Origin of the sequence: Stygiolobus sp. RP850M, assembly GCF_037389295.1 — an archaeon.
GTDB lineage: Archaea > Thermoproteota > Thermoprotei_A > Sulfolobales > Sulfolobaceae > Stygiolobus.
This window is the reverse complement of record NZ_JBBHKU010000071.1, coordinates 14958-38787: the sequence shown is the minus strand read 5'-3', so window position 1 is coordinate 38787 and position 23830 is coordinate 14958. Positions and strand designations below refer to the sequence as shown.

Below are 23830 nucleotides of genomic sequence, written 5' to 3'. Positions count from 1 at the left end.
TAAAGAGACTAAGACTCAAGTTACATTAAATAAGACAAGAGGGTGACTTTTAATCACGAGTCGTCTAATTATAGTTTAAAAATTTTCTTCGCAAATAGGCTTCTTTCCTTCTCGTCCAGCCCATGTAAATTCAATAGTCTTAAGTCAATAGGTGTATAAGGGTAGTTACTGCCATAAACTCTTTTGCCTTTAAAAACAATACTTACCTCAGGAGGTACCATAGAGATTTCGAAAAACACTTTTTCTTCTTTTGCTAGTTCCATAGCTTCATTGATGTAATTAGGATATCCAGAATGTATGAGAATAAGATAAGGTACTCTCGACAAATATGGTTTTAAGTGGGAGGGGTTACCGTAACCTCTCCCCGTATATACGAGAAGGGGTAGGTCTTCCTTTTCCACAATTTTGATTAATTCAAGAACTCTTTCATCTTTTAAGCTAAAGGAGTGGTTTATAGGGTTGAGTATTAAGCCTACGATCCCTTTCTCGATCTGTCTATAAACCTCGACTTGAGGAGGAATTCTGCACCTTACGTTATAAATTCCTAGCCTAGGTTTGTCAGGATATTTCATATACTGTTGATAGAACCCGTCTACGCAACACTCGCAACCGTATTTATATGCAGGATTTAAGACGAAGTTACGTAAAGGATATTCTGCGCTGGTGGGATAAAGTTTAAGCCCTAGATGTACGTTAATGTCTATTATTTCCACGACTAATACTCTCTTCAAACAGAGTCAATAAGTATTTCAGTTGAAACTGCTCTTCAATATAATTTCATTATAAAGTTAATTTATAGTAACATTTATAAAATTATATTCATTGATATTATCGATGAATAAAAAAACGTTAATTGGATTATTAGTTTTAGTAATAATAATAATAGGTGGAGTTCTTGTATTATCGCACTTCAGTAACAATATATCTTCTTCGTTAACTCCAGCGTCAAAGTCGTCTCTCTTACAAAATACTATCACCGCGGGTACGTTTGTGAAGGTTAATGATCAGGACTATGCACCACCGGGTAAGGTAATTGTTGTTGTACAATCTTGGTATGGATGCCCGGTAGGAGCTGCTGCATCGTGGGCGATATATAATGTTATTAAGAATTATGGTAATGTGTCGTTCCAATTTCATTATTCAGATCCCGATCATTCTCCTGCTAATATACCCGGTCTGATATTCACCGGATTCAAGTCACAAGGAGAATTAGAGTTTTACATAGCTTATGTTTACAACGAGTATCTTAATGCTTCATACAATGGCACTCCAATTCCTACCGACCAGTTAATACCGGAAGGAGAGCAAATACTGACAGAAGAGCTGGAAACTATGGGTGTTCCTAATGCGACTCAAGTAGTAAGTATTATAATACACTACGAAGTCAACATTACAGTAAGCAATTACGGTAAACCAGCAGCATTGTATGTAAAACCCCCTCACCTAAATTTCGCTATCTTGATATCAGGTCCTAACGGGACTTACATCGTAGACACTCCTATAGTAAATCCTACTACTTTAGAAGGCTATTCACCTCAGTACGTCTATCAGAATCTTGATACCTTCACTCAGATAATTCAAGCCTCGGACATGATTCAAAACGTAATAGCTATGGCATATCCAACTGGTTCATGCCCTACCTGATAGCTTTACTGAGAAATTTATCCAGATTATTTACATCTTATCGACTCAAATTGTTACGACAAAATTAAAATAAAAAGAAGGGAAACTCTTATTATGGGTAAGTTATTCGGTACCGATGGAGTCAGAGGAATAGTTAACAAGGAGCTAACACCTGAATTAGTGCTTAAATTAGCTAAGGCTATAGGTACGTATTTTGGTAAGGAAAGCAAAATTCTCATAGGAAGGGATGCAAGAGCTGGCGGAGACATGTTAATGAGGGTTGTGGAAGCAGGGTTACTTAGTGTAGGTGTCCAAGTTTATGATGGTGGAATGGCAGCAACTCCTGCGCTACAATACGCTGTTAAGACCTTAGGATACGACGCTGGTGTAATAGTAACTGCGAGCCATAATCCGGCTCCCTATAATGGAATAAAGGTTATAGATCGTGATGGTATTGAAGTAAGAAGAGAGAAGGAGAATGAAATCGAAGAAATATACTTTAGTGAGAGGTTCAACACGCAAGAATGGAGCGCTTTAACTAACGAGGTTAAGAAGGAGGACAGAGTCATAGATATTTACGTAAAGGGAGTCCTTAGCCATGTTGATATAGAAAAAGTAGCTAAAAAGCACTACACGGTTCTCATCGACTCTGCTAACAGTGTAGGAGGACTTTCTACTCCTTTAGTTGCCAGAGGATTAGGCTGTAAAATATATACTCTTAACGGTAATGTTGACCCGTTGTTTCCGGCTAGACAACCTGAGCCCACATTTGATTCATTAAAGGAGACGGCAAACGTAGCTAAAACGTTGAAGGCAGACTTAACCGTAACTCATGACGGTGATGCTGATAGGGCTATATTTATTGACTCAGAAGGTAGGATACAGTGGGGAGATAGGAGCGCGGCTCTCCTCTCGTATTGGACTCACGTTAAGAATCCTAGAGCCAGTAATAAGGTAGTTACAGCTGTTTCTAGTTCCAGCCTTGTTGAGGAATACCTATCTAAGTTCGGGATTGAAGTAATATGGACTAAGGTAGGTAGTGTAGATATTGCACATAGAGTCCAGGATGAGAAGGCTTTAGCTGGATTTGAGGAGAACGGCGGCTTTATGTATCCTCCTCATCAGTACGTTAGAGACGGTGCTATGAGTTTCGCGTTAATGCTAGAGCTGATGGCTGAGGAGAACGTTAGTTCAGCCGAACTCTTCGATAGATTGCCTAAGTACTACTTAGTGAAGACTAAAGTGGAGTTAAAGCCTGGATATGATGTTAACGTCCTCTATTCTAAGTTAATCTCGATATATCAGGGAAAAGGAAAGATGTTGACTATTGACGGTGTTAAGGTGATAACAAACGATTATTGGTTCTTAGTAAGGAAGAGCGGTACAGAGCCTATAATAAGGATTCTAGTAGAGGCTAAAGATGAGGAAAAAGCAAATAATATAGCTCAAGAGTTAAAGAGTATTGTTGAAAGCGGATGAAGTATAGGCTGTTAGACCTTTTAGCTTGTCCTATTTGTAAACATTTTCCTCTTACGTACTACGTTTTTTCTGAGAAACAAGTTGAGAGAAATTTAGGAGATGAGAAAAAGCCCTTGTGCGAAATATATTGTGCGTATAAGAAAGTCAACGTTAAGGATGCTAAGGAAGAACTTCCTTGTGAAGAGTGTTTCAAGAAAGAGATCGTTTATGGAATTCTTTATTGTTCTCAGTGTAAGAGATGGTATCCAGTTATTGACGAAATACCGAGGATGTTACCAGATAAGCTAAGAAGAGAAAGTGAAGATGTTGAATTTTTAAAGAAATATAAGGATAAAATTCCTAGAGAAATCTTGTTGGAAGGTCTACCTTATAACATTAAAGAGAGTATTTGACATATGCTTATTAATTTGTAGTATCATAAGTAATATTGGTGTAGCCGTTTGGAAAACGGATATCTCTCAAATCTTGACGAATGGATTAAGATGCAAAAGAATTTATTGAATACTGTGAGAGAAATGGAGAAAAAATATGAGTCAGGTGATATTGACAGACTTGACTTAATATTAGCCACTAGAGTAGCATTCCAGCATATAATGAGGACTATAAAAGCATTCGATCAATGGTTACAAGATCCGCAAATTATTAGGCATATGCCTAAGGAGATGTTAGAGGATGTAATGAAGACTACATGGAAGCTTTTAGAAACACTGCTTGAACTAGACATAAGGCATACGAGCGAGTTTAGAGATTTGGTAATCAAGTTAAGCAAAGAAGGAAAGCTAGACCCACTGATATGGAACAGACCACTAAGTGACGAGAACCAACAGCAGACTGGCAGAAGAGGAAGCTTTATGACGATGTGAAGTATCTTTCTATTTTAATATTCTTTACTGTATTCTTTACTGCACTATTATAACAACTGTACTATAACAAGATGGATTAAAAACAAAAAATAAATAAGGTAGAATTTCGGTTTAGTATCTTCTATTATTTCTTCTATTCTTTAATCTATTTTCTTCATCTATCGCTTGAACCTTAAGTTTTACATCATTTATTAATTGGTTAAGGTTATTCTTGAAATCTTCCTCTATAGTTTGAGTGTCTAAAAACTCTAGTCCATTATTAGTAACTTTTAACTTCTTGCTGACTGGATCGTTCTCTACATATCCTAAGTATAATAAAGAAGTAATATCTTCTTTAACCATAGGACTGAAAATGTTTCCGCCAATAATGTTGAACTGATATCCTAAATCTAACCCTTTCTCCTTCATTTCATTTAATGCAGTAACTAGAGCCTTCTCCGATGCACCGCCTAAAACCTTAATTATGTATAATAGTTTGACCTTTCTTTTGTCTTCTTTAAGAACGTCAGGAGTTATTACTTGCTTCGTCACAAGCTTTACGTCCTTAGACTTTGTCTGACCGCCAGGCTGAGACATATAATTCTCCTCTTCTAATACTCTCACTTCTGCCTTATTATCTTAACTATATCTAATGTCACGTCATAAGGATTACTTGCTTTTGTTATTGCTCCGCCTACAACAAAGATGTTAATCGGTAAGTCAAGCAACTCTTGTATCCTCTCCTTATTTAAGCCTCCAGCTACTGAAACTACTACCCCCAGTTCCGATACCTCTTTGATCTCTTTTTTAAGGTCTGAAACACTAATCCCCCTTTTCTTTTGTACGTCTAAACCAACGTGTAGTCCTATTATATCCACACCTAGTTTTTTGAGTTCCTGAGCTCTGTCCCTAACGTTCTTAACGTTTATTAAGTCTGCTTGCACTAAGATACCGTATTCATGAGCTTTCTTCACTGCACTCTCTATTGTAGCATCATCCATAATTCCTAGGACAGTCATTATTTTTGCTCCTCCCAACCTAGCTATTTCAGCTTCAACATCACCAGCATCTGCCGTCTTAGTATCCGCTAGAACGATTTTCCCTTTACCGATCTCATTAAGTTTTTTAAGCGCAGTAATACCTTCAGCCTTTAGTAGTGGAGTTCCACACTCTAATATATCTGTCCCCCCTTTTATCGCATCTAATGCTACTTTTAAGGCGTCATCTATTTTTAAAAAATCTAGTGCTACCTGTAAAGATCTAGAATTTTTTAGTTTTTCAAGTAATTCCATATTATTCCCCGTATAGATTACCCATTAGAAATAAGACAAATGAGCTTTAAAACTGGTGTTTGTAGAATATTAGCTGTGATTTCCGTTTGACGAAGTTTATTATAGTCACCGGAGGCGTTCTGTCAAGCGTTGGTAAGGGTACGGTGTCAGCCTCTATAGGGCTTCTGCTAAAGGCCAGAGGATATAATGTCACGTTAGTAAAGGTCGATCCATATCTGAATGTAGATGCAGGGACTATGAACCCATATATGCACGGTGAAGTATTCGTGACTGATGATGGAGCAGAGACTGATCTAGATTTAGGGCATTATGAAAGGTTTGTCGGAATAAATATGAGCAAATACAACAACATAACTGCAGGCAAGGTTTATTTCGAGGTAATCAGAAAGGAAAGAGAGGGAAAATACTTAGGTCAGACAGTTCAGATAATCCCGCACGTTACGGACGAGATAAAATCAATGATAAGGAAAGCTGCTGAGAAGGCTAATGCGGAAGTCGTAATAGTTGAGATAGGAGGTACTGTAGGTGATATAGAGAGTTTGCCTTTTCTTGAGGCAGTTAGGCAGTTGAGAATTGAGGAGGCTGAACCTAACGTATTATTTGTACACGTCGCACTCGTAGAATATTTAAAAGCCACCGAGGAGATCAAAACGAAACCGCTTCAGCACAGCGTACAAGAATTACGCAGGATAGGAATACAACCAGATATTATAATTGCAAGGTCTGTAGTACCATTAGATGAAGAAACTAGGAAAAAGATCGCTCTATTTACAAATGTAAGACCAGAAAATATTTTCTCTAACTACGATGTTTCCATGACGTATGAAGTACCCCTAATACTCGAGAATCAAGGAGTACCAAGTAGAATTCTAGAGAAACTTCAGCTTAAAGATAGTCAGCCAAATCTGGAAGATTGGAAGAAGTTCATCTCAGACCTTAAAGAGGGTAAGAGAGAGGTCACAATAGCTCTTGTCGGTAAGTATACGAAATTGAAAGACAGCTACATAAGCATAAAGGAGGCAATATATCACGCTGCGGCTAAACTAAAGTTAAAGCCCGTATTATTATGGATAGAATCGACCGATCTCGAAAGTTATCCACAAGAACTGGAGAAACTTAAGAAGGTTAATGGTATAATAGTATTGCCAGGCTTTGGAGCGAGGGGGGTTGAAGGTAAGATATCTGCGATAAGGATTGCAAGAGAGAATAACATTCCGTTTTTGGGAATATGTTATGGGATGCAATTAGCTGTAGTGGAGTTCGCTAGGAATATAATGGGTTTGAAAGGGGCTCACACTACAGAGGTCGATCCTAAAACACCTTATCCGGTGATAACTCTTCTAGATGAACAAAAGAAAGTGGTGCAAGTTGGTGGAACGATGAGATTAGGATTACAGAAGGTTATAATTAAGGAAGGGACGTTAGCCAACAAGATTTACGGTTCAACAGTCGCTTATGAAAGACATAGGCATAGATACGAAGTCAACCCTGAATACGTAGACGAACTCCAAAAGAACGGGATGGTTATTTCGGGAATCAGTGAAAACGGTCTGGTAGAGATGATCGAGCTTAAGGATCATAAGTTCTTCGTCGGACTACAAGGGCATCCTGAATACAGAAGTAGACCGTTAGCACCTTCACCCGTTTTCGTTAGTTTTCTCAAGGCTAGTGCTGGTATCGAGTAAAATTATAGTTATTTTTTGGTATTTAGGTTTCACGATTTTTCTTATTCCTTTAACCCCGTTTTCATACTTAACTTCCACAAGGCCGGCATTTTCTAGCTCAGCAACATGATTACTTATATTCCCCTTACTCATGTGCAGTATTTCGCTTAATTCAGTTATATCTAACGGCTTCTCGCTTGTAAGTTTCAGTATATTTATTCTTGCCATTACGCTTAATGTCTTTGATATCTTTACAATTTCTTCAGGTTCTGAGATTATTAATTCCACGTTGTTTATCTTGACATCATTTCCCTTAAAAAACGTAAGGTAAAAGAGATGAGAACCCTTTTATATTAGCTAGTAACACAATTTCAAATTGAGGAGACTTATCGTGCAAGCGAAGATGGAAAATCCGTTAAAGAGCCTAAAAACAGCTATGAATAAAGTTGTATTAGTGAAATTGAAGAATGGTTCTGAATACATCGGTAGATTGGAACAGAGTGACGGTACCATGAACCTAGTATTAAGGGACTGTATAGAGACTAAAGAAGGTACATCAGACCCTGTTGCAAAATATGGCAGAGTTTTAATCAGAGGTAGTAACATCCTCTTTATCAGTGTTGACTACGAAGTGATAATGGGAAAAGAAAAGTAAATTTATAAGCTATTTGGTGTGAGGATAAGGTATAATGAGGAACATAAACGTTCAATTAAGCCACTGGGCTGATATAGACTCTTTAGATGTAGAATTAGTAGAAAGAAAAGGAGTAGGTCATCCGGACTACATAGCGGATTCGGCATCAGAGGAAGCCAGTAGAAAACTTTCGCTTTATTATCTCAAGAACTACGGAGTAATTTTACATCACAATTTAGATAAGACTTTACTCGTAGGCGGTCAAGCAGCACCTAAGTTCAAGGGCGGAGAAGTTCTTCATCCTATATACATTGTAGTATCAGGTAGAGCAACTACTGAAGTCAAGACAGAGCACGGAACAGAGAGTATACCAGTAGGAACAATTATAATTGAAAGTGTTAAGGAATGGATTAAGGATCACTTCAGATATCTAGACCCAGAAAAACATGTAGTAGTTGATTACAAAATAGGGAAAGGTTCTACGGATCTAGTTGGAATATTTGAAGCTAGTAAGAAAGTACCTTTATCTAATGATACAAGTTTTGGAGTTGGATTTGCACCTTATTCTAAACTGGAAAATCTGGTGTTTAATACAGAAAGGCTGTTGAACTCTAAGGAAATTAAAGCTAAGATCCCTGAGATAGGAGAAGACATAAAGGTGATGGGATTAAGAAAAGGCAATAGGATAGAATTAACCGTGGCTATGGCAGTTATAAGCCAGCTTGTAGAAGACGTAAATCAGTATATAAACGTTAAAGAAGAAACTAAGAATCAAATTCTAGATTTAGCAGCAAAATTAGTTCCTAATTATGATGTGAAAGTGAACATAAACACTGGTGATAAGATAGATAGGGGTATAGTATATCTCACCGTGACTGGAACTTCAGCGGAGCACGGAGATGATGGAATGACGGGGAGAGGAAACAGGGCTACCGGACTAATAACGCCCATGCGTCCTATGTCTTTGGAAGCTACTGCAGGAAAGAACCCCGTGAATCATGTAGGCAAACTTTACAACATCGTTGCGAACCTAATTGCACAAAAAGTATCTCAAGAGGTAAAAGGTGTAAAAAGCGTCCAAGTAGAAGTGTTAGGTCAAATAGGGAGACCTATAGACGACCCTCTAATAGCTAACGTTCAGGTTATGACTGAGGACGGTAAAATTAACGATAATATGAAGAGAGAGATCGAAGGGATCACTGATGAGATGCTGGGCAATATTGTCAAGATCTCTGATCTGATATTAGAGGGTAAGGTCATTTTGTTCTGAAACGATTTCTCCTATAGTCTTCAAGGATTCTCTTTAGGTCAAGTTTTTCGCTCTCTGCGAGTAACTTTTCCTTATTAAGTATTTCCAAGTCTCTTAGTGTCTCTTTTTCAACAATTACTTTATCCCTCAAAAATAACTTCACTATAGAATTATCTACTTGTTGACTATAAAAATATACTCTTTTTTCGCTAATATCTACCTTCATGTAAAGAGGTAACTGATCGGAATCTACTACCAGTAATCTTGAGTTAACCAAACCTTCTATTATCTCGAGTAAATTCTTGGTTTCTCTTTCTTTCTCTTCTATCTTATTCCTCATGATATTTATAAGTTTAATATAGTTCTCTATCTCTAACTTCAACTCGTAAATTTTTCTTTCCTTTTGAAGTTCCTTATTATACATCATTTTAATCTCATCAATTCTTCTCTGTAATAACACATTTTGAAATGTCATTTCTCTGATCTTTCTTTTAAGTCTTTCTATATCCCTCTTTAACTGTACATTCTCTTCCTCAAGAGAGTTCACTTTAGTGTAGTAGTCAGTTTGATGCGGAGTAAAATTAGGTTGAGAAATTTCATTTTTGGTGTCTTCTATCTCTTTTTCAATTTCTTTTTCTACACACTCATCCATAGTTTTACCTTCAATAACACATTCCAGTACCCGATCCTCATCTACGTCTATATCCATTCTCCTTAGTAATCCTCTAGCCTGATTAAGCTTGTGGGAGATCTCATAATATGCCTTCAAAGCAGCTGCTAAAGAATCCCTTATGTGCGGATCGTCTATTTTCAATCCGTGCTGAGTCGAGAATTTATCGACAATTAACATCTTCTCATCCATGCTGAGCCTCTTGTCTGGAACAAACAACTTAGAGTTTAGCATGGCTGAAATTTTCTTTACAGTGTCAGGCACTGGAGTTACGTCAGTTGCTATTAAAACGGGCTTTCCGTATTTTCTTATTATGTCTATTACGTCTTCTCTGTCTATATTTCTCCTAGACGTCATAAACAAGGGGTTTCCGTGCAAATCTATTATTGATATCCCTACTTCTATCCCAGGGTCTATGCCTACTATGATGGGCTTAGTTTCTTTTTTTGTATCTCCAAACTCGATTTTGGATTTATAAACTGGCTTTATCTCAACTCTTAGGTCATGGCCCTTCATTTTCCTTACGATTCCGTATAAACTCTCTCTGGGCGAATACACCGTAAATACAGCTTTTTCTATCCCGTTCTTACTTCTCTTTATCGAATAATCGTAATCAAACCCGTGTGCATCTAGTTGTTCTTTAATTCTTTTAGCTACTCTGAGAATGAGCCCCCTTAAGTTTCTTTTATATCTATTACTGCTCATCCCTCCGGGTCCTACAGCCCTGCCTCTGGAAATTATAATCTTTGTCTTATTCTCCCTAATTCTGATGGGGGTCCCTATACCCTTTAGTGCTAGAACAGCTGCTAGATAAGCTGTTCTTAACGGTGTTGGTTTTCCTTGAACGTCAATTCCAGCCTCTCTTGCTACGTCTCTGATATCTTTGAACATGTCGTTGACGTAAGTAACTTGTATAACTTCTAGTTTGTCCGGTAAAAGCGATAAGATTTTGACAAGTTTTTTCTCATCGGGTGCTAACTCGTAAACGTTATCTACTGCTATTTTATCTGGTCTTAATTCCCAAGCTAACCTTAATATTTTCGTGAGAGGAGATGATTCTGCCTTGTATTCTACTTCACCTTTTTCATTTATGATAATCACAGAATATGTGGGAGGCTTCAAGGAAGACGGGCTTTGGCCTGGCTCAATATCAATTCCCATTACCTTCATGGTTTCCCCTTTATATAATCTATGACAGCATCTACATCTTTATCTATTTCATACTTCTTATAAAAATAAGCAAGAATATGATCTACATCTCTCATAAGTAAGTCCTCGTTCTCGGGGCTTGCCCATTGCGGCCAATCGATTACGTAAGCTGTTCCGTCCTTTACAAGTACATTATATTCACTTAAGTCGCCATGAATCATCTTACATTCATTATACGCTATTCTAATTGTCGACAGTATCTGATCTAGTATTTCTTCTGGGTTTGTCAATTCACTCTTGTATAACTCTCTACTTTCCACCAGTTCCATAGCCACGGCGTTATAAGCTCTTCCGTAAGGTTGCGGAACATAGCCGTAATTTTTCTTAACACACTCAAGAGCCTGGTATTCCCTTTCTGCGTTTTCCGCTGAAATTACCGTCCAGTCTTTATCTTTTTGGATATTTCGGATCTTCCTGACGTTCTTGTAACTTCTCTTACCGACCCTGTGGAATTTGACTACAAGCGGTTCGTCGTTAAAGTTATAACCTACGTACACTTCGCTCTCTTTTCCGACCCCTATTACTATCCCAAGGTTCTTAAGGACTTTCTCCACGTAAAGTTTCTTTATTGCTAATATATCTAGAGCTGTAAAAGTAATTCTGTAACTGTATTCACCACTTATTATCTGTTTTGAAAGTAACCTGAGGTTATACAGTCTTAACAAAACTGGCTGGAGTTCGTTTAACCTTAACCCTGTTTCCTCTACTAACTCTGATGTCATAATCCACTCGTGGTTACTATGGAGAGAATAAATGGTTTTAAGAATTTTATAATCTAAGGGACCTACAAGAGAGGCTCGCTCGGCTAATGTTAAAGAAGGCATAACTGGTAACAATAAATATTATGTCTTCACGCTTTAATTTTTTTCATAAGAAGCTTTGACTTACCAGGTATTTCCCTGATAATGTCCTCTTTTAAAGCTCTAAGACCTTTAATACCGAACTTTTCGTAGAAGTACTTTATTATCTTATCAGCTAGTTTAGAAGGATCGTCGTCACCTGGAGAAATTACAACGTAAGTGTCCGTCTTCGAAGATACGTTATCGATGTTACCTGTCATAACTTTTAAACCTTCCTCGCTCTTCATCAAGCCTATAGCAAGTTGCAATCTAACGTTCTTTATATAGTTCTTTTTACCGTAGATCATGAAGGATCCTTTCTTAAGGTACTCACCACTTGGCGGGGTCTTGCTAACTTGTTCCCCGTATACCCAAAAAACGTCTATGGCAGCCATACCAGCCTTCCAAGCTTTAGAGTAGCAAGCCGAAATTGTGGCAGCATCAAGTAAGTCCTCCTCTTTGGGCTCTTTACCACTCGTTTTCAGAACAGTGGCAGCAGCTCCTTGAATGTCAGAGTGGAAGAAGATATCTTTGTCCTCTAACAGTTTTCTGACTATACTTTCGTTCTGATCGATGTCTCTTCCGGCAATTACTAGAAAACCATTCCTTGTTATAGTCCAATGGTATTTTTCGTACCATTCCTTCTTTCTTGAGGCTACAATTATCTCTTCCTTTCTTTCGAGGATTTGATTTTCCAGATCTCGCATTTTTCTTTGTAAATCCTCTAAAACTTCCCTTGCTCTCTTAGCTTTTTCCACGTACTCCTTAGCCATATCGAAGTATTTAGAAGAATTCTTATAGACTGAGAGACTAGGATCCAGTTCCACTTCTATTCCATTAATGGTGGTCTTGAAGGGATTTCGCTTACCCGACTGACTAAGAAGGGAGTTAACCGTCTCATAGTTAGCCACTATAATTTGTGCAATGCTTCTTAGCTCTTCAGCTTTTTTCTCATAGTCTTCTATTTGCCTTTTAGTTTCCTCTATTGTTTTTTCTAACTTTTTCCTTTCTTCCTCAAGTTTTTTGTCTATTTCACTCTTTATTAACGATCTTTCCTCTGCTGTAAAAAATTCATCTAATGCGTCATTATAACTTTCCATCTCAATACAACCTTCAATTTTTACCGGGAGTACAGTAGTGTCCTTAATTAAACACTTATCGAAATTACCGCTTGATATCTTCCTCAATAATTCCTCAATCTTTTTCTTGGCTTCCTCTAGCTCTTGTTCATTGGTTGCGTATAATTTCAGAGCTTCAGCGAGTTCTTGAGGTATTCCCAAGATCCTGCTTAGGTTACCTTTCTTAAGTAGTTTGTCTACCTCTTCCTTAGTCGGAGGGTTAAAGGGTGGAGGAGGGGTATAAGTCAGACCTAATTTTATAGTTCTGTCTTTAAATTCTTTGTACTCGGTAGAGAACAATACCTTGTTATTCTCATCTGTAATCACCATGAGACCTCTCGGGAGTAATTCTAAGTAGATGATTTTCTCTGACGCAAGTATCTTTATAATCCTTTCCGTTCCTAAGATCGAGATGTCTTTTATTATTCTGTCTCGAAGAAGCTCACGTAACACCGTGACCTCGGCGGTCGAGTCTTTTTGTCTTTCATATTTCGTGAAGTGAATTCTCTTACCCGGCTCCAAGACTAAGTTCTTATATTCGCCCCTACAATATAGCTTAAGTAAGTAGGCTGAAAGCCCTTCGATTTTGAATATGTTGTCTATTCTACACCCTTCAAGTTTATTCTTGTTTTCTGTGTACCACGCCAGTAGATCAATGTAAGACATGCTCGTTTTTCTATTCAACTATTTTACCCCCTATAGTCTATTAATTACCGTGGAGAAGGAAGATAAAATCTTGGTGCTCAGAGGGATTATGGGAGTAGTGAGCGGTGCTCTTTCATTCATCTTACTGAATAACGAGGTAATAGCACTTCTGATTCCGTTAATTACATATGCGTTATCCGTTGGGATAGTCTATGGTATTATAAGGGGTTTTAACCTTACTAAGTGGGATTTACTAGGCAGAGGTGTTTCAATATTATTGGCGTCGTGGCTTTTAATATTTGTAATACTGTATAATGTTTAATGCAAACTCAGAAATTCGTAGTAGATGCAATGCTGGGCAAGCTAGCAAGGTGGCTGAGGATATTAGGTTACGACACTGCCTACAATAATAACTTTGAAGACTGGAAAATTTTGAAGATTGCTTCTGATGAGAATAGAATAATTATAACGAGAGATAGAGGGTTATGTGTAAGAGCTAGGAAGAGGGGGCTAGAGTGTTTTTATGTTATCCCTGGTCTGAAAATTGAAGAAATTTTAGCTAAATTATCTTCTAAATACTCTATAGATTTGAATATTGTAGATCCTAATTTTTCAAGGTGCTCCGTGTGTAACGGTGTGCTGAAGAAGGTTAATGACAATTTGTGGGAGTGCACTAGGTGTCATAAAAAGTATTGGAAGGGTTCTCATTGGAGAACTATAGAGAGCACTCTTATTAGGGCGAGAGCAATATTAAAGAATAATGAGTCTCGACAGCAGTCAATTAGTTACGATCAGTGATCTCACTGAAGATTTAGGCAAGAAATTAGTAAAGATTGCAAGACAGTCAATTGAAGTCGAGTTAGGGTTAAGGAGAAAGATTGATGAGTCTCTTTACGACCCCGTCCTAGATAAAAGAGGATTAGCTTTTGTTACACTTGAAAAAGAAACCGGTTCAACTACATCTCTTAGAGGGTGTATAGGTTACGTTGAGGCTGTGGCACCACTTAGCGAGATAGTAAGTAAGGCTGCAATTGGTGCTGCGTTTTCTGACCCCAGGTTTCCTCCTTTAGCTAAGCACGAGATCGATGAGATTATAATAGAGGTAACAGTTCTGACAAAACCTGAGGAGATTACAACAAGTAATAGGAAAGACCTCGTGAATCAAGTTAAAGTAGGAGAAGACGGATTGATTGTCGAGTACGGGATAATGTATAGCGGTCTATTATTGCCTCAAGTTCCTATGGAATATTGCTGGGACTCTGAGACCTTCCTAGCCGAAACTTGTATCAAAGCAGGATTAGACCCTGATTGCTGGTTAAATTCAAAAGTAAAAGTTAAGAAATTCCAAGGTATTATTTTCAGAGAGACGAGTCCTAATTCAGAAAATATCCTTGTTCTAAAGCCCAACCAAATTAAATGCAAAAAAGAGGAAATTTTGAATTTATAGTAGTTACTTTTTTATTCGGCGAAGCCAAAAAAGATTAGTAGCGTGGTTAGGATGGAGGAAGAATTTGCAGAACTTTTTACAGACGAAGTTAAACAAGCTTTACAAGACGCTTTAAAAGATATGAAAAACCTTGTTGATGTATACGTATTTATAAACTCTCTAGATGAACATTGCCACTATTGTGATGTTACGAAAAGATTTTTAGAATTCATGAGTGCCGCTGCTCCTAAAAAGGATGGTAAAAGCTTATTACAGATTCACGTGCTAGACAAAGCTGACCAGAATGACTTACAAGTTTTCAAAGAGTTTAATATCGAGAGAGTTCCAACTGTTGCCTTTGTTAAAGGCTATATAAGATGGACTGGCGCTCCCTTAGGAGAAGAGATAAGGGCACTAGTTGAGACTGCTGTAAGGCTTTCACTAAACGAAAGTGGATTAAGTCAAGAGACAATTAATGCAATAAAAGAGAAGCTGAACGGATTTGTGAAGATCGAGACGGTGGTTACTCCCTCATGTCCTTATTGTCCTTACGCTGCTTTAATGGCTCATATGGTAGCTTACGAAGCTTGTAAAGCTGGTAAGTGTAATGTACTATCAGATGTGGTAGAGGCATACGAGAACCAAGACATAGCCGAGAAATATCAAGTAATGTCAGTGCCTTCTGTAGCTATAAACGGCTCTGTTGAATTCATAGGAGTTCCTACTGAAGAGAATTTCATAGCTTCAATCCTTGAGAAGCAGAATCAGAAAGCGTAATCTCAAGTTTAAGGAAAGTAGTTTTTTAATAACGCATGACTTATTTTATTTGTGAAAATTATTTCAATTAAGCTTACTGATGAAGAGTACAAGGAATTAGAAGAAAAGGCAAGACAAGAGGGTTATGTTCTACTTTCGGAGTACGTAAGGAGTGTTTTGTTCGGAAGGCAAACCCCAATTCAAAATCAGATTAATGTTGACGTGAATAACCCCGAGATAGTGAATCAGATTGTTACAAAATTAGAGAGAAAAATAATGGATTATATAAATCCTTTTACAGCGCAAATAGAGGAAATAAAGAGGAAAATTGCGGATCTTACCGAAAAAATTGAAGAGTTAGAAAGTAGTAAAAAGAGTGCTGAAAAGATTGAAAAGAGTGAAGAGAAAAAACAGATCAAGGTTGAAGCGAAGAAAGAGCAACCGCAACTTAAGAAGACAGCTATTGAAAGGTTACAAGAAGAAGGTATATTATTTGAGTCGGAACTTAAGGCATTAAGAGATCCTACAGCTTTCTTCAATAAACTTGAGAGAGAAGGAGCTAAAATAATGTACTTAGAATCCGAAAGAATAGCTATGAGTCAAGATTTTTACAACAAATTTATTGAAGATATTTCATCGATAGATACATCTGATCCTGAAGAGGCTGCAAGTAAGCTTGAACCTAAAGAGGCAAAACTATTCAGGAAATTGGCAAAAGAAGCACTGGTAATATATGACGCTAACTCTAAAGGATGGAAACTAGCAGCTCAACTGTGATTTTTGTTCGTAAACCGTGGAACTGTAACTCCTCTTTGTCCTTGATATTTTCCTTGGTATGGGTTCTCTACTGGTGTTAAAGTTTTAGCAAAAATAAGGTGAAGGAACCTCATCCCTTTTTTCAGTTTTACGGGGAATGATGAGCCTACTACTTCTATCGTAATCTGACCTTCAAACCCTGCATCTACAATCGTTGGAGGGATGAAGAGACCTAGTCTAGCAAAAGATGAACGAAGGTTTACGAATGCCATTACGTCATTGGGTAACTTAACTAATTCTTCCGTTGTGAGTAATACGTGTTCATAGGGGCGTATTATAAACTCTTCTCCTTTCTCTACATGGAAAAGAGAGTAATCGGGATTGTCCGGGTCGAATACTTTGTCTTGTGTTTCTTCAAATCTAGCTATTTCCTCACCGATACGTAGGTCTATTCCGTTTTCTCTAACACTGTCCTCTCTTAATGGATCTATTACGATCCACCTTTTTTCAAGGTAGTATTTCAAATCACGATCTCCAAGAATCATGCTACCTTAATATTTTATATACGAACACTATTTAAGGAAAAGGTTACTTGAATAAGAGGTCAGGGTAACTCTGATTCGTCATATCTCGGTCTTGCCAGATTTCATCATCCTTATTACACTTTTTGATCAACATATTAAAGTGATGGAGTTTAAACTAATCGCTGAATATTTTGATAAACTCGAGAGAATATCATCAAGGATACAAATAACTTCATTGTTGACTGACTTGTTCAAGAAATCCGATAAGGATGTAATAGATAAAGTGGTTTATATAATTCAGGGAAAACTATGGCCTGACTTTTATGGTTATCCTGAAATAGGTCTCGGAGAAAAGTTAATGATAAAGGCTTTATCCATAGGGATTAACGTCAAGGAGGATACAATCGAGGCCGAACTTAAAAAGGTAGGTGACTTGGGTGAAGTAGCCTATAGGCTGAAAAAGTCAGGCAGCGGAACTACAATCTTGGCATTCTTAGGTGCTTCGTCATCTTCTCCCCTAACCGTTGAGGAAGTATATAACTCTCTAAGTAAGATTGCTTTGGCTGAGGGCGAAGGAAGCAGGGATGTAAAAATCCGCTCCCTAGCTGGTTTATTAAAGAAGGCCGATCCCCTAGAAGCGAAATACATTATAAGGTTTATAGATGGGAGACTGAGAGTTGGTATAGGAGACGCCACAATTATGGACGCTCTCGCTAACGCCTATGGAGGAGGTCCTCACGCACGTCCAATAATTGAAAGGGCTTATAATCTAAGGGCAGATCTTGGTAACATAGCTAAAGTAGTGGCTTCGGAGGGTATTGAAGCGTTAAAGAATCTAAAGCCTGAAGTAGGAATACCCATAAGACCGATGTTAGCAGAAAGGCTCAACGACCCGGTTGAAATATTATCAAAAGTCGGAGGTCAAGCGTTAGTAGATTATAAATATGACGGGGAAAGGGCTCAAATTCACAAGAAAGGTAATGAGGTTTATATATTCTCAAGAAGGCTCGAAAATATTACTAAGCAGTATCCCGACGTAAGAGATTATGTTAAAGACTATATCAATGCAGATGAGGTGATAATTGAAGGCGAGATAGTGGCTATAGACAAAGAAAGTGGAGACATTTTACCTTTCCAGGAGTTAATGCATAGGAAGAGAAAAAACGATATACATGAGGCGGTTGAGGAATACCCAGTAAATGTCTACCTTTTCGACTTAATGTATTATAACGGAGAGGATTATACTTTAAAACCTTTGCCAAAGAGGAGAAAGAAGCTCGAAGAAATAATAAAGCCCAACGACAAGTTGCACATTGCTCACCATATATTTACCGATGACGTCGAAAAGCTGAAAGAGTACTTCTATCAGGCTATCTCAGAAGGCGCAGAAGGAATAATGGTGAAGGCTGTAGGTAAAGACTCAATATATCAGGCTGGAGCTAGGGGATTCTTGTGGATAAAACTCAAGAGAGACTATCAGAGTGAGATGGCTGACAGCGTTGACTTAGTAGTTGTTGGTGCTTTTTACGGGAGGGGTAAGAGGGGAGGAAAGTTAAGCTCACTATTAATGGCAGCTTACGACCCTGAGACTGACACATTTTATACAGTATGTAAAGTAGCCTCGGGTTTCAGCGATGCGGAACTGGATGAGCTACAAAAGAAACTTATGGAGATCAAAATAGACTCCAAAGACCCGAGAGTAGAGTCAGAAATGGAACCAGATATATGGGTTCGACCAAAGTATGTGGCTGAGGTGATAGGTGCGGAGATAACTCTTTCCCCGCAACATACCTGCTGTAAGGGGCAAGTAAGCAAGGAAGCAGGACTCTCAATAAGATTCCCCAGGTTTATAAGGTGGAGGGATGATAAGAGCGTGGAAGAAGCTACCACACCACAAGAAATCTTAGAGATGTATAAGTTGAAGCTGAAGAAAAAAGAGGATTCAAGCGGAGAGACGGAACCTTCCTAATCAAAATTCATATATTGTTACTTCATTAATTTTAGTGTGTTCGATATACAAGATAGCGGTGCAATACTGGTAGGTAATAACTTTGTTATCGATGGTCATTATAAGAGGTTATTCAGGGCTGTAACACACTTTCACGCTGATCACATAAGCGAATTAAATAAGAGTATTAAGGAATGCACCAGCATAATCGCCTCACCTATTACTATTGAATCGTTACAAGTGCTAGGATATAACATACCTAAGCACAAACAACTACCGCTTAATTACGGCGTAAAGGTAGACCTTCTTGGTGAGAAAATAAAGCTTGAGAGGGCAGAGCATATCATGGGAGCATCACAAGTAGTTATTGAAACTGAAAAAGGTGTAGAGATAGCTTATACCGGTGATTTTAGGAACCCAGGTAAAGGTACGCCGATTCTCAATCCCGACGTATTAATAATAGACGTAACCTACGGCAGTCCAAACTTTGTGAGAAAATACAAGGATGATATGGAGATGTTGTTCGCAGATTATGTAGCAGATGCCCTCCTTAAAGGTCCGGTTACTATTTACGCATACTACGGAAAGTTACAAGAGGCTATGAAAGTATTGCGTAAGTATAACCTCGATGCACCGTTTCTGGTTGAAAATAAGGTGGAGAAATTAACAGCCATAGCTGAAAAATATGGAGAAATGGTGGGTAAATTTGTAAGTAAAAATACTGAAGAGGGAAAGAAGATAATTAAGGATGGATGGTACGTAGAGTTTAAACATGCGACCGAATTTAAGAGGAGGACTAAGGCTACAACTAACTTCCTCTTAGACGGTTGGCTTGTTAAGGACTTCATAAAACCGGTAGATTCGAACTCATTTATTATAGGGTTTAGCAGCCACGGAGACTTCGAGGATAATTTGAAGTATGTAGAAATGACTACAGCCGACCTAGTAATCCTAGATGGGAGTAGGAGTAAATACGCGTATGACTTTGCGGTATATGTGACAAAATATTATAGAAAGAAAGTAAAAATATTACCGTCCTCCAATGGTAGTTAAGGTTATATTACTAGACTTTCCGCTATCAACTTCTTTTCCTTAAACCTTGTCGGTAGGTACGGTCTCATTTCTGGCGGAACTTTTCCGTTCAGTATTAGTTCAGCCACAAGCTTACCGGAATACGGGGCAAACATCATCCCATGTCCGCTGTAACCGGCATCAATATAAAGTCCTTCCGGCCACTCGTCATCATAACCCATTATATGGGAACTATCAGGCGTCATTTCGTAATAACCACTCCAACCTCTTAATATTCCTATACCTTCAATGCCCTTAACAGTCTCCCTTATTGCTCTCAAAAAGTGTGAGAGCTCTTCGAAAGAGTTAGTAAATGGTAGAAAATCGTACGGTCTAGGAGTTTCTGTACCCCCGATTATTTCACCCTTTAGTGTTTGCGAAAAATAGACCTTATTACTCGTGTCTATTACTAAGGGTCTTACCCTGAAACTTACGTCTTCCGTTATAAAGATTTCCTTTTTCTCAGGAAATATAGGTACGTTAATCCCAGAATTCGTCATTAATTTACCGCTCCAAGCACCAGCCGTTACTACTACGACGTCATCATTCAATTCTCCACCTTTTACTAGTTTTATCCCCGCTACTTTCCCCCCTTTGAAGTTTATTTTTTCTACTTCATCTATGATTAATCTTGCCTTATCCTTTATCTCCAAGTAATAACTGTAAATTAAGTAGTCGTGATGGAATGCACCATCTTGAGGCGCGTAGTAACACAACCCTTCGCTTTTTAGAAACTCAAATTCGCTACAATCTCTGAATTCACCTCCTATACCCTCAGCTTTCCACATGCTGTCCAACTTCTTTTGGATTGAGATTTGTTCCTCGTCCCTTAATATCCATAAGTATCCCGTGAAATAAAGTAGAGAGTTGAGCCTCAGCTCTTTAACGTGCTGTATTAGGTATGGAATAGCTTTCTTGGCGTATGTTATATTCTCTCTGCTGAAGAAATGATAGCGAAACCTAGAGGCATTTCTACTGCTAGACCCAAATCCTATCCTCTTCATTTCGATTATCTTAATATCATTAAAACCCTCTCTGGTCAAGTGATAAGCTAAACTTAGACCATGAGCACCTGCACCAACAATGATCATATTCTCACCGGATAAATAGGCGTCCTGAAGGAAATTAGAATATTGCTTTTTAGGTAGTCTCCTGCAACTATTACGCATGCTTTACCTTGGCACTTTCCAGTCCCTAACCCTGTAACTCTCTTTATTTCCTCAGTATCTCTAACGCCGAGAGATTTTGCATATTCTATATCTTCTAACCAAACCTCCTCGCATTCGCATATCAGACCATTGCTTCCATAATAGTAAGGTGAGATGGAGAATGTAACTTCCTTTGATGAGTAGTTTTTCAGCTCATCTATTTTTTTCGGGTCGTTAAGAACCTCACCGCTGAGTAAACTTAAGTATTCGTCAACTATCCCCAATATTCCACCAGTTATTTGCACGTTATTTTCTCTTACAGGCTTGTATACGTGATTTTCATAAGTATACGAAAGCCCCATGCTACTTGTAACCTCAAGCCTTGGCTGTTTGAGAACAGAAAATACGATAAGTGAAACTTCATATTCGCCCTTTTTGGTCGTGACTACCAGTTTTTTGTCATCAGTTCTAATCACGTCTACTATGTAATCCCTTTCAAGTTCTATTCCATTTTCGTTTACAAGATCTCTGTATAATGGTGAAAAGGCAAAGTCAACATGTTGGGGAGCTAAAATTATAGCTTTTTTAGAGTTCAGAGCCGTCTTTACAGCCAAATCGTTATATCCTAATACTAGTATCTTACTCTCCTCTCCAATTTCCCCCTTTAGCTTCCTAATGTAATACTCTCTTGACACTACTCCTTGTTCCCAATTACCCTTGAATATAGGCTTTAAAGTCCTAGCTCCGGTAGAAACTACTATCTCTTCAGCCTCTACAAGAAGGAACTTATCTTCTAGCTCAAAAAGTAGTCCTTCGTCAAATTTCCCCATGTAATTACCGTAAAGAACTTTATTTTCGAATTTCTTTACTTTTTCCTTTAGTTTCTTTACTATTTCCTCCTTGGAAAGTAAGAGAGAGGGAGACTCGTCAAATAGGATGTCCCCGAATAACTCCCTAGTTATCATAATTGAGTCCTCATTCAGAGCAGCTATACCTGAGGTTCCTCCTCCAATGATCAGCCTTTTGAAATGGGCTTTCTCTACATCTTTGTGTTTTTTAAGAGGTGAATAATGTTTAGGTAGGTCTTGGAAGAATGGAAGAGCCGGTAGCACACTACTATTTCTCAGTAGTCGAGTCTCATGAAGAAACCTTATGTTTATTCTGAGGGGTAGAGGATGCCTCTCTTTCGGAGAGGATGTAAAGACGGAAGTTATTTCTCCTTTATCGTTAACATATTCGGTGTAAGGCATACCGTATTCGTCATAACTTACCCCGATTTTTCTCTTTGTCCTTTTAGTATATGCGGCGGGAACTCTCATAAGGTTCTAACAATTTTAATATTGGTCTCCCTTCCATTTTAATGTTATTAATATTGAATAGTTTAAGAATTGTAGGTGCTATATCTATTATCTTAGCCTGTTGAATAGTTTCTGTCCTATTCAGCTCTAATTGTTTGTATTTTGCGATTATGACCCCGTATAGGTCATTCTTTCTAAAATACCCGTGTTCACCACTGTTCATTTTATAAGGGATAACGTCTTCAATCACTTCCATGTCTTTTTTCACGGCGCTGCTAACCCCATAATAGTCCTTAATTCCTCCTATCTTAATATCACCTTCACGGTCGGATGCTGGTGATTCATTAGCGTATATAGAAGTGAAAATCTTTTCGTTACCATCCGTAAGGTTTTCTAAATTCCTGACTATATATCTAACTAGCTTAGGGAACTCCTTCAGTGATACTATTCCCCTATTTTCCCTACCTTTTAGGTTAATTCGTATCTGTCCTCCTCCGCCGTAATATGCTTTAGTCCTAGACCAGTCGATTTCATCCTTTTCGTTCAAGGACAAGACATTAATTTTCTCCAGTAGTTTGTTAATAAACACTTTTTTCTTTACCTTTTCAATACCGTGGTCTGAGGCAACTATCACTAAATCAGCATAATCTAAGTGCATTTTTATGAATTCATCAGCCATAAGATAACTTTGTACTATATGCTCCCAAGCCTTTTCGTCATCTAAACCATATAATAAGTGTTGTACATTGTCAACTACTGGCAAATATGTTAAAGCGAAGTCCCATTTCACGTTATCAAGAAGATATTTAGTATAATTGTAAAAGAAGGTGAAGGTTCTCTTAACAGTTTCCATGTATTCTTCAAAGGTAATTATATCCTTATGAAGCGAAACATGGTCACCGTCCATAATCATGCCATAAACAGTAGATATTTCATTCCAAATTCTTTCCATTAATTGAGGTTTATTACCCCACCTCTTATTATCGAAAGCTATAGGTGATATGTATATGTCGTTCTCCCTTGCGTGTAATATGGTTGTAGCGTTAAACTCCTCTTTTCCGCACTTTCCCCTAATGGTAATTGGTAAGCTCCACTCATTCTTTTCTAACTCAATGATTTTATCCCCGTTTGGATAGGGAATAGCTACGTAAAATTTATTCGAAGATCTTTCAACTAACCAAACTTTTCCTAGAACTTTATTTTCTCCCTCAGTTATCACTCTTCCATCACTGCATTTCTTCATTTTACTCTTATACGGATCGAAAAGGGCAGAGTTTTCCATGTTCCATTTATCAGGTAAAGCTTGTGGTGAAGAGGTCACTAATGTATTATACCCATTTTTACTCAAGTAAACCCAGAGAGGGTCGGTCTTTAACGGATCGCTAGAGTATGCAGAGAGTTCGTTAGATAATCGTTTGTCTTTAACGAATATTTTAGGAGCCGTAACACCGTTTACTTTAGGAGTATTACCAGTCACAAGAGAAGCTAAAGCTATAGGGGTTAATGATGGGAAGACTGACTCGAGTTTTCCGAAAAAGCCCTTTGATATTAACTCGTTTATCGTAGGTAGCTTGTTCCTTATCTTCTCTACTACGTGAAAAGCCATTCCGTCAATGACTATTAATAGAAGTCTCAAAAC

At 38.0% G+C, this 23830-nt stretch carries 25 protein-coding genes; 14 read left to right on the top strand and 11 right to left on the bottom strand.

Annotated elements, in window-relative coordinates; all coding sequences use genetic code 11:
- Window positions 1-68: 68 nt before the first annotated feature.
- Complete coding sequence (locus tag WIW52_RS09615) at window positions 69-713, bottom strand: amidohydrolase family protein (protein ID WP_337710139.1); 645 nt, start codon at window positions 711-713, stop codon at window positions 69-71.
- A 121-nt stretch (window positions 714-834) separates the two neighbouring features.
- Here WIW52_RS09615 and WIW52_RS09610 point away from each other — a divergent pair, with 121 nt between their 5' ends.
- The 4 genes from WIW52_RS09610 (at window position 835) to WIW52_RS09595 (ending at window position 3965) form a co-directional block, all read left to right on the top strand.
- Window positions 835-1644 carry a DUF929 domain-containing protein gene (locus WIW52_RS09610; protein WP_337710138.1) on the top strand — a complete coding sequence of 270 codons (810 nt, stop codon included), beginning with the start codon at window positions 835-837 and terminating at the stop codon, window positions 1642-1644.
- A gap of 93 nt (window positions 1645-1737) precedes the next feature.
- Window positions 1738-3102, top strand: coding sequence for a phosphoglucosamine mutase (glmM, locus tag WIW52_RS09605; protein ID WP_337710137.1), 1365 nt, complete (start codon window positions 1738-1740; stop codon window positions 3100-3102).
- On the top strand, window positions 3099-3494 hold the full coding sequence (locus WIW52_RS09600) for a Trm112 family protein (RefSeq protein ID WP_337710136.1): 396 nt from the start codon (window positions 3099-3101) through the stop codon (window positions 3492-3494). Before glmM ends, WIW52_RS09600 begins: the two co-directional genes overlap by 4 nt.
- Before the next feature lie 48 nt (window positions 3495-3542).
- A complete protein-coding gene (locus tag WIW52_RS09595) occupies window positions 3543-3965 on the top strand; it encodes a DUF2153 domain-containing protein (protein WP_337710135.1) in 423 nt (140 codons plus the stop codon).
- A gap of 111 nt (window positions 3966-4076) precedes the next feature.
- Here the strand turns inward: WIW52_RS09595 and WIW52_RS09590 are convergent, their stop codons facing one another.
- Complete coding sequence (locus tag WIW52_RS09590; RefSeq protein ID WP_337710232.1) at window positions 4077-4541, bottom strand: hypothetical protein; 465 nt, start codon at window positions 4539-4541, stop codon at window positions 4077-4079.
- A 23-nt stretch (window positions 4542-4564) separates the two neighbouring features.
- Window positions 4565-5236, bottom strand: a complete 672-nt coding sequence (locus WIW52_RS09585; protein WP_337699781.1) for an orotidine 5'-phosphate decarboxylase / HUMPS family protein — start codon at window positions 5234-5236, stop codon at window positions 4565-4567.
- Window positions 5237-5322: 86 nt separating this feature from the next.
- Here WIW52_RS09585 and WIW52_RS09580 point away from each other — a divergent pair, with 86 nt between their 5' ends.
- A complete protein-coding gene (locus WIW52_RS09580) occupies window positions 5323-6921 on the top strand; it encodes a CTP synthase (RefSeq protein ID WP_337710134.1) in 1599 nt (532 codons plus the stop codon).
- On the opposite strand, the gene WIW52_RS09575 is transcribed toward WIW52_RS09580, so the two are convergent.
- Window positions 6874-7188, bottom strand: coding sequence for an ArsR/SmtB family transcription factor (locus tag WIW52_RS09575; RefSeq protein WP_337710133.1), 315 nt, complete (start codon window positions 7186-7188; stop codon window positions 6874-6876). The two genes, WIW52_RS09580 and WIW52_RS09575, sit on opposite strands and share 48 nt — an antisense overlap.
- A gap of 103 nt (window positions 7189-7291) precedes the next feature.
- On the opposite strand from WIW52_RS09575, the gene WIW52_RS09570 reads away from it, so the two are divergent.
- Together WIW52_RS09570 and WIW52_RS09565 are read left to right on the top strand one after the other, a co-directional pair.
- Entirely contained in the window at window positions 7292-7555 is a 264-nt protein-coding gene (locus WIW52_RS09570) for a U6 snRNA-associated Sm-like protein LSm6 (RefSeq protein WP_156004928.1), read from the top strand.
- Window positions 7556-7586: 31 nt separating this feature from the next.
- Entirely contained in the window at window positions 7587-8804 is a 1218-nt protein-coding gene (locus WIW52_RS09565; protein ID WP_337700062.1) for a methionine adenosyltransferase, read from the top strand.
- Here the strand turns inward: WIW52_RS09565 and WIW52_RS09560 are convergent.
- From WIW52_RS09560 to WIW52_RS09550, 3 genes are read right to left on the bottom strand one after another with little or no spacing between them, the layout of a single operon-like run.
- On the bottom strand, window positions 8791-10623 hold the full coding sequence (locus WIW52_RS09560; RefSeq protein ID WP_337710132.1) for a DUF460 domain-containing protein: 1833 nt from the start codon (window positions 10621-10623) through the stop codon (window positions 8791-8793). The genes WIW52_RS09565 and WIW52_RS09560 overlap by 14 nt on opposite strands.
- Complete coding sequence (locus tag WIW52_RS09555; protein WP_337710131.1) at window positions 10620-11486, bottom strand: RIO1 family regulatory kinase/ATPase domain-containing protein; 867 nt, start codon at window positions 11484-11486, stop codon at window positions 10620-10622. The genes WIW52_RS09560 and WIW52_RS09555 overlap by 4 nt, the downstream gene beginning before the upstream one ends.
- A gap of 26 nt (window positions 11487-11512) precedes the next feature.
- The gene (locus WIW52_RS09550) at window positions 11513-13303 is read right to left on the bottom strand and encodes an NFACT family protein (RefSeq protein ID WP_337710130.1); all 1791 of its coding nucleotides are present in this window, start codon (window positions 13301-13303) and stop codon (window positions 11513-11515) included.
- A gap of 31 nt (window positions 13304-13334) precedes the next feature.
- Between WIW52_RS09550 and WIW52_RS09545 the strand changes: the two genes are divergently transcribed.
- Genes WIW52_RS09545 through WIW52_RS09525 form a run of 5 tightly spaced genes read left to right on the top strand, consistent with a single transcriptional unit; the run spans window position 13335 to window position 16223 of the window.
- Complete coding sequence (locus tag WIW52_RS09545; RefSeq protein ID WP_337699793.1) at window positions 13335-13586, top strand: hypothetical protein; 252 nt, start codon at window positions 13335-13337, stop codon at window positions 13584-13586.
- Entirely contained in the window at window positions 13586-14062 is a 477-nt protein-coding gene (locus WIW52_RS09540) for a Mut7-C RNAse domain-containing protein (protein WP_337699795.1), read from the top strand. The genes WIW52_RS09545 and WIW52_RS09540 overlap by 1 nt, the downstream gene beginning before the upstream one ends.
- On the top strand, window positions 14025-14711 hold the full coding sequence (locus WIW52_RS09535; protein ID WP_337699797.1) for a TIGR00296 family protein: 687 nt from the start codon (window positions 14025-14027) through the stop codon (window positions 14709-14711). The genes WIW52_RS09540 and WIW52_RS09535 overlap by 38 nt, the downstream gene beginning before the upstream one ends.
- Window positions 14712-14762: 51 nt before the next feature.
- Entirely contained in the window at window positions 14763-15467 is a 705-nt protein-coding gene (gene pdo / locus WIW52_RS09530) for a protein disulfide oxidoreductase (RefSeq protein WP_337710129.1), read from the top strand.
- 51 nt (window positions 15468-15518) lie between these two features.
- Window positions 15519-16223 carry a plasmid mobilization protein gene (locus tag WIW52_RS09525; protein WP_337710128.1) on the top strand — a complete coding sequence of 235 codons (705 nt, stop codon included), beginning with the start codon at window positions 15519-15521 and terminating at the stop codon, window positions 16221-16223.
- Here the strand turns inward: WIW52_RS09525 and dcd are convergent.
- Window positions 16214-16747: a dCTP deaminase gene (dcd, locus tag WIW52_RS09520; RefSeq protein ID WP_337710127.1), complete on the bottom strand. Its 534-nt coding sequence runs from the start codon at window positions 16745-16747 to the stop codon at window positions 16214-16216. The genes WIW52_RS09525 and dcd overlap by 10 nt on opposite strands.
- A gap of 142 nt (window positions 16748-16889) precedes the next feature.
- On the opposite strand from dcd, the gene WIW52_RS09515 reads away from it, so the two are divergent.
- Window positions 16890-18695 (top strand): ATP-dependent DNA ligase, encoded by a 1806-nt coding sequence (locus WIW52_RS09515; protein WP_337710231.1) that lies wholly within the window; start codon window positions 16890-16892, stop codon window positions 18693-18695.
- 36 nt (window positions 18696-18731) lie between these two features.
- Window positions 18732-19727 carry an MBL fold metallo-hydrolase gene (locus WIW52_RS09510; RefSeq protein WP_337710126.1) on the top strand — a complete coding sequence of 332 codons (996 nt, stop codon included), beginning with the start codon at window positions 18732-18734 and terminating at the stop codon, window positions 19725-19727.
- Window positions 19728-19729: 2 nt separating this feature from the next.
- Here the strand turns inward: WIW52_RS09510 and WIW52_RS09505 are convergent, their stop codons facing one another.
- From WIW52_RS09505 to WIW52_RS09495, 3 genes are read right to left on the bottom strand one after another with little or no spacing between them, the layout of a single operon-like run.
- Complete coding sequence (locus tag WIW52_RS09505) at window positions 19730-20836, bottom strand: NAD(P)/FAD-dependent oxidoreductase (RefSeq protein WP_337710125.1); 1107 nt, start codon at window positions 20834-20836, stop codon at window positions 19730-19732.
- A complete protein-coding gene (locus tag WIW52_RS09500; protein ID WP_337710124.1) occupies window positions 20833-22212 on the bottom strand; it encodes a (2Fe-2S)-binding protein in 1380 nt (459 codons plus the stop codon). Before WIW52_RS09500 ends, WIW52_RS09505 begins: the two co-directional genes overlap by 4 nt.
- A complete protein-coding gene (locus WIW52_RS09495; RefSeq protein ID WP_337710123.1) occupies window positions 22187-23827 on the bottom strand; it encodes an alkaline phosphatase family protein in 1641 nt (546 codons plus the stop codon). Before WIW52_RS09495 ends, WIW52_RS09500 begins: the two co-directional genes overlap by 26 nt.
- Between the last annotated feature and the right edge of the window lie 3 nt (window positions 23828-23830).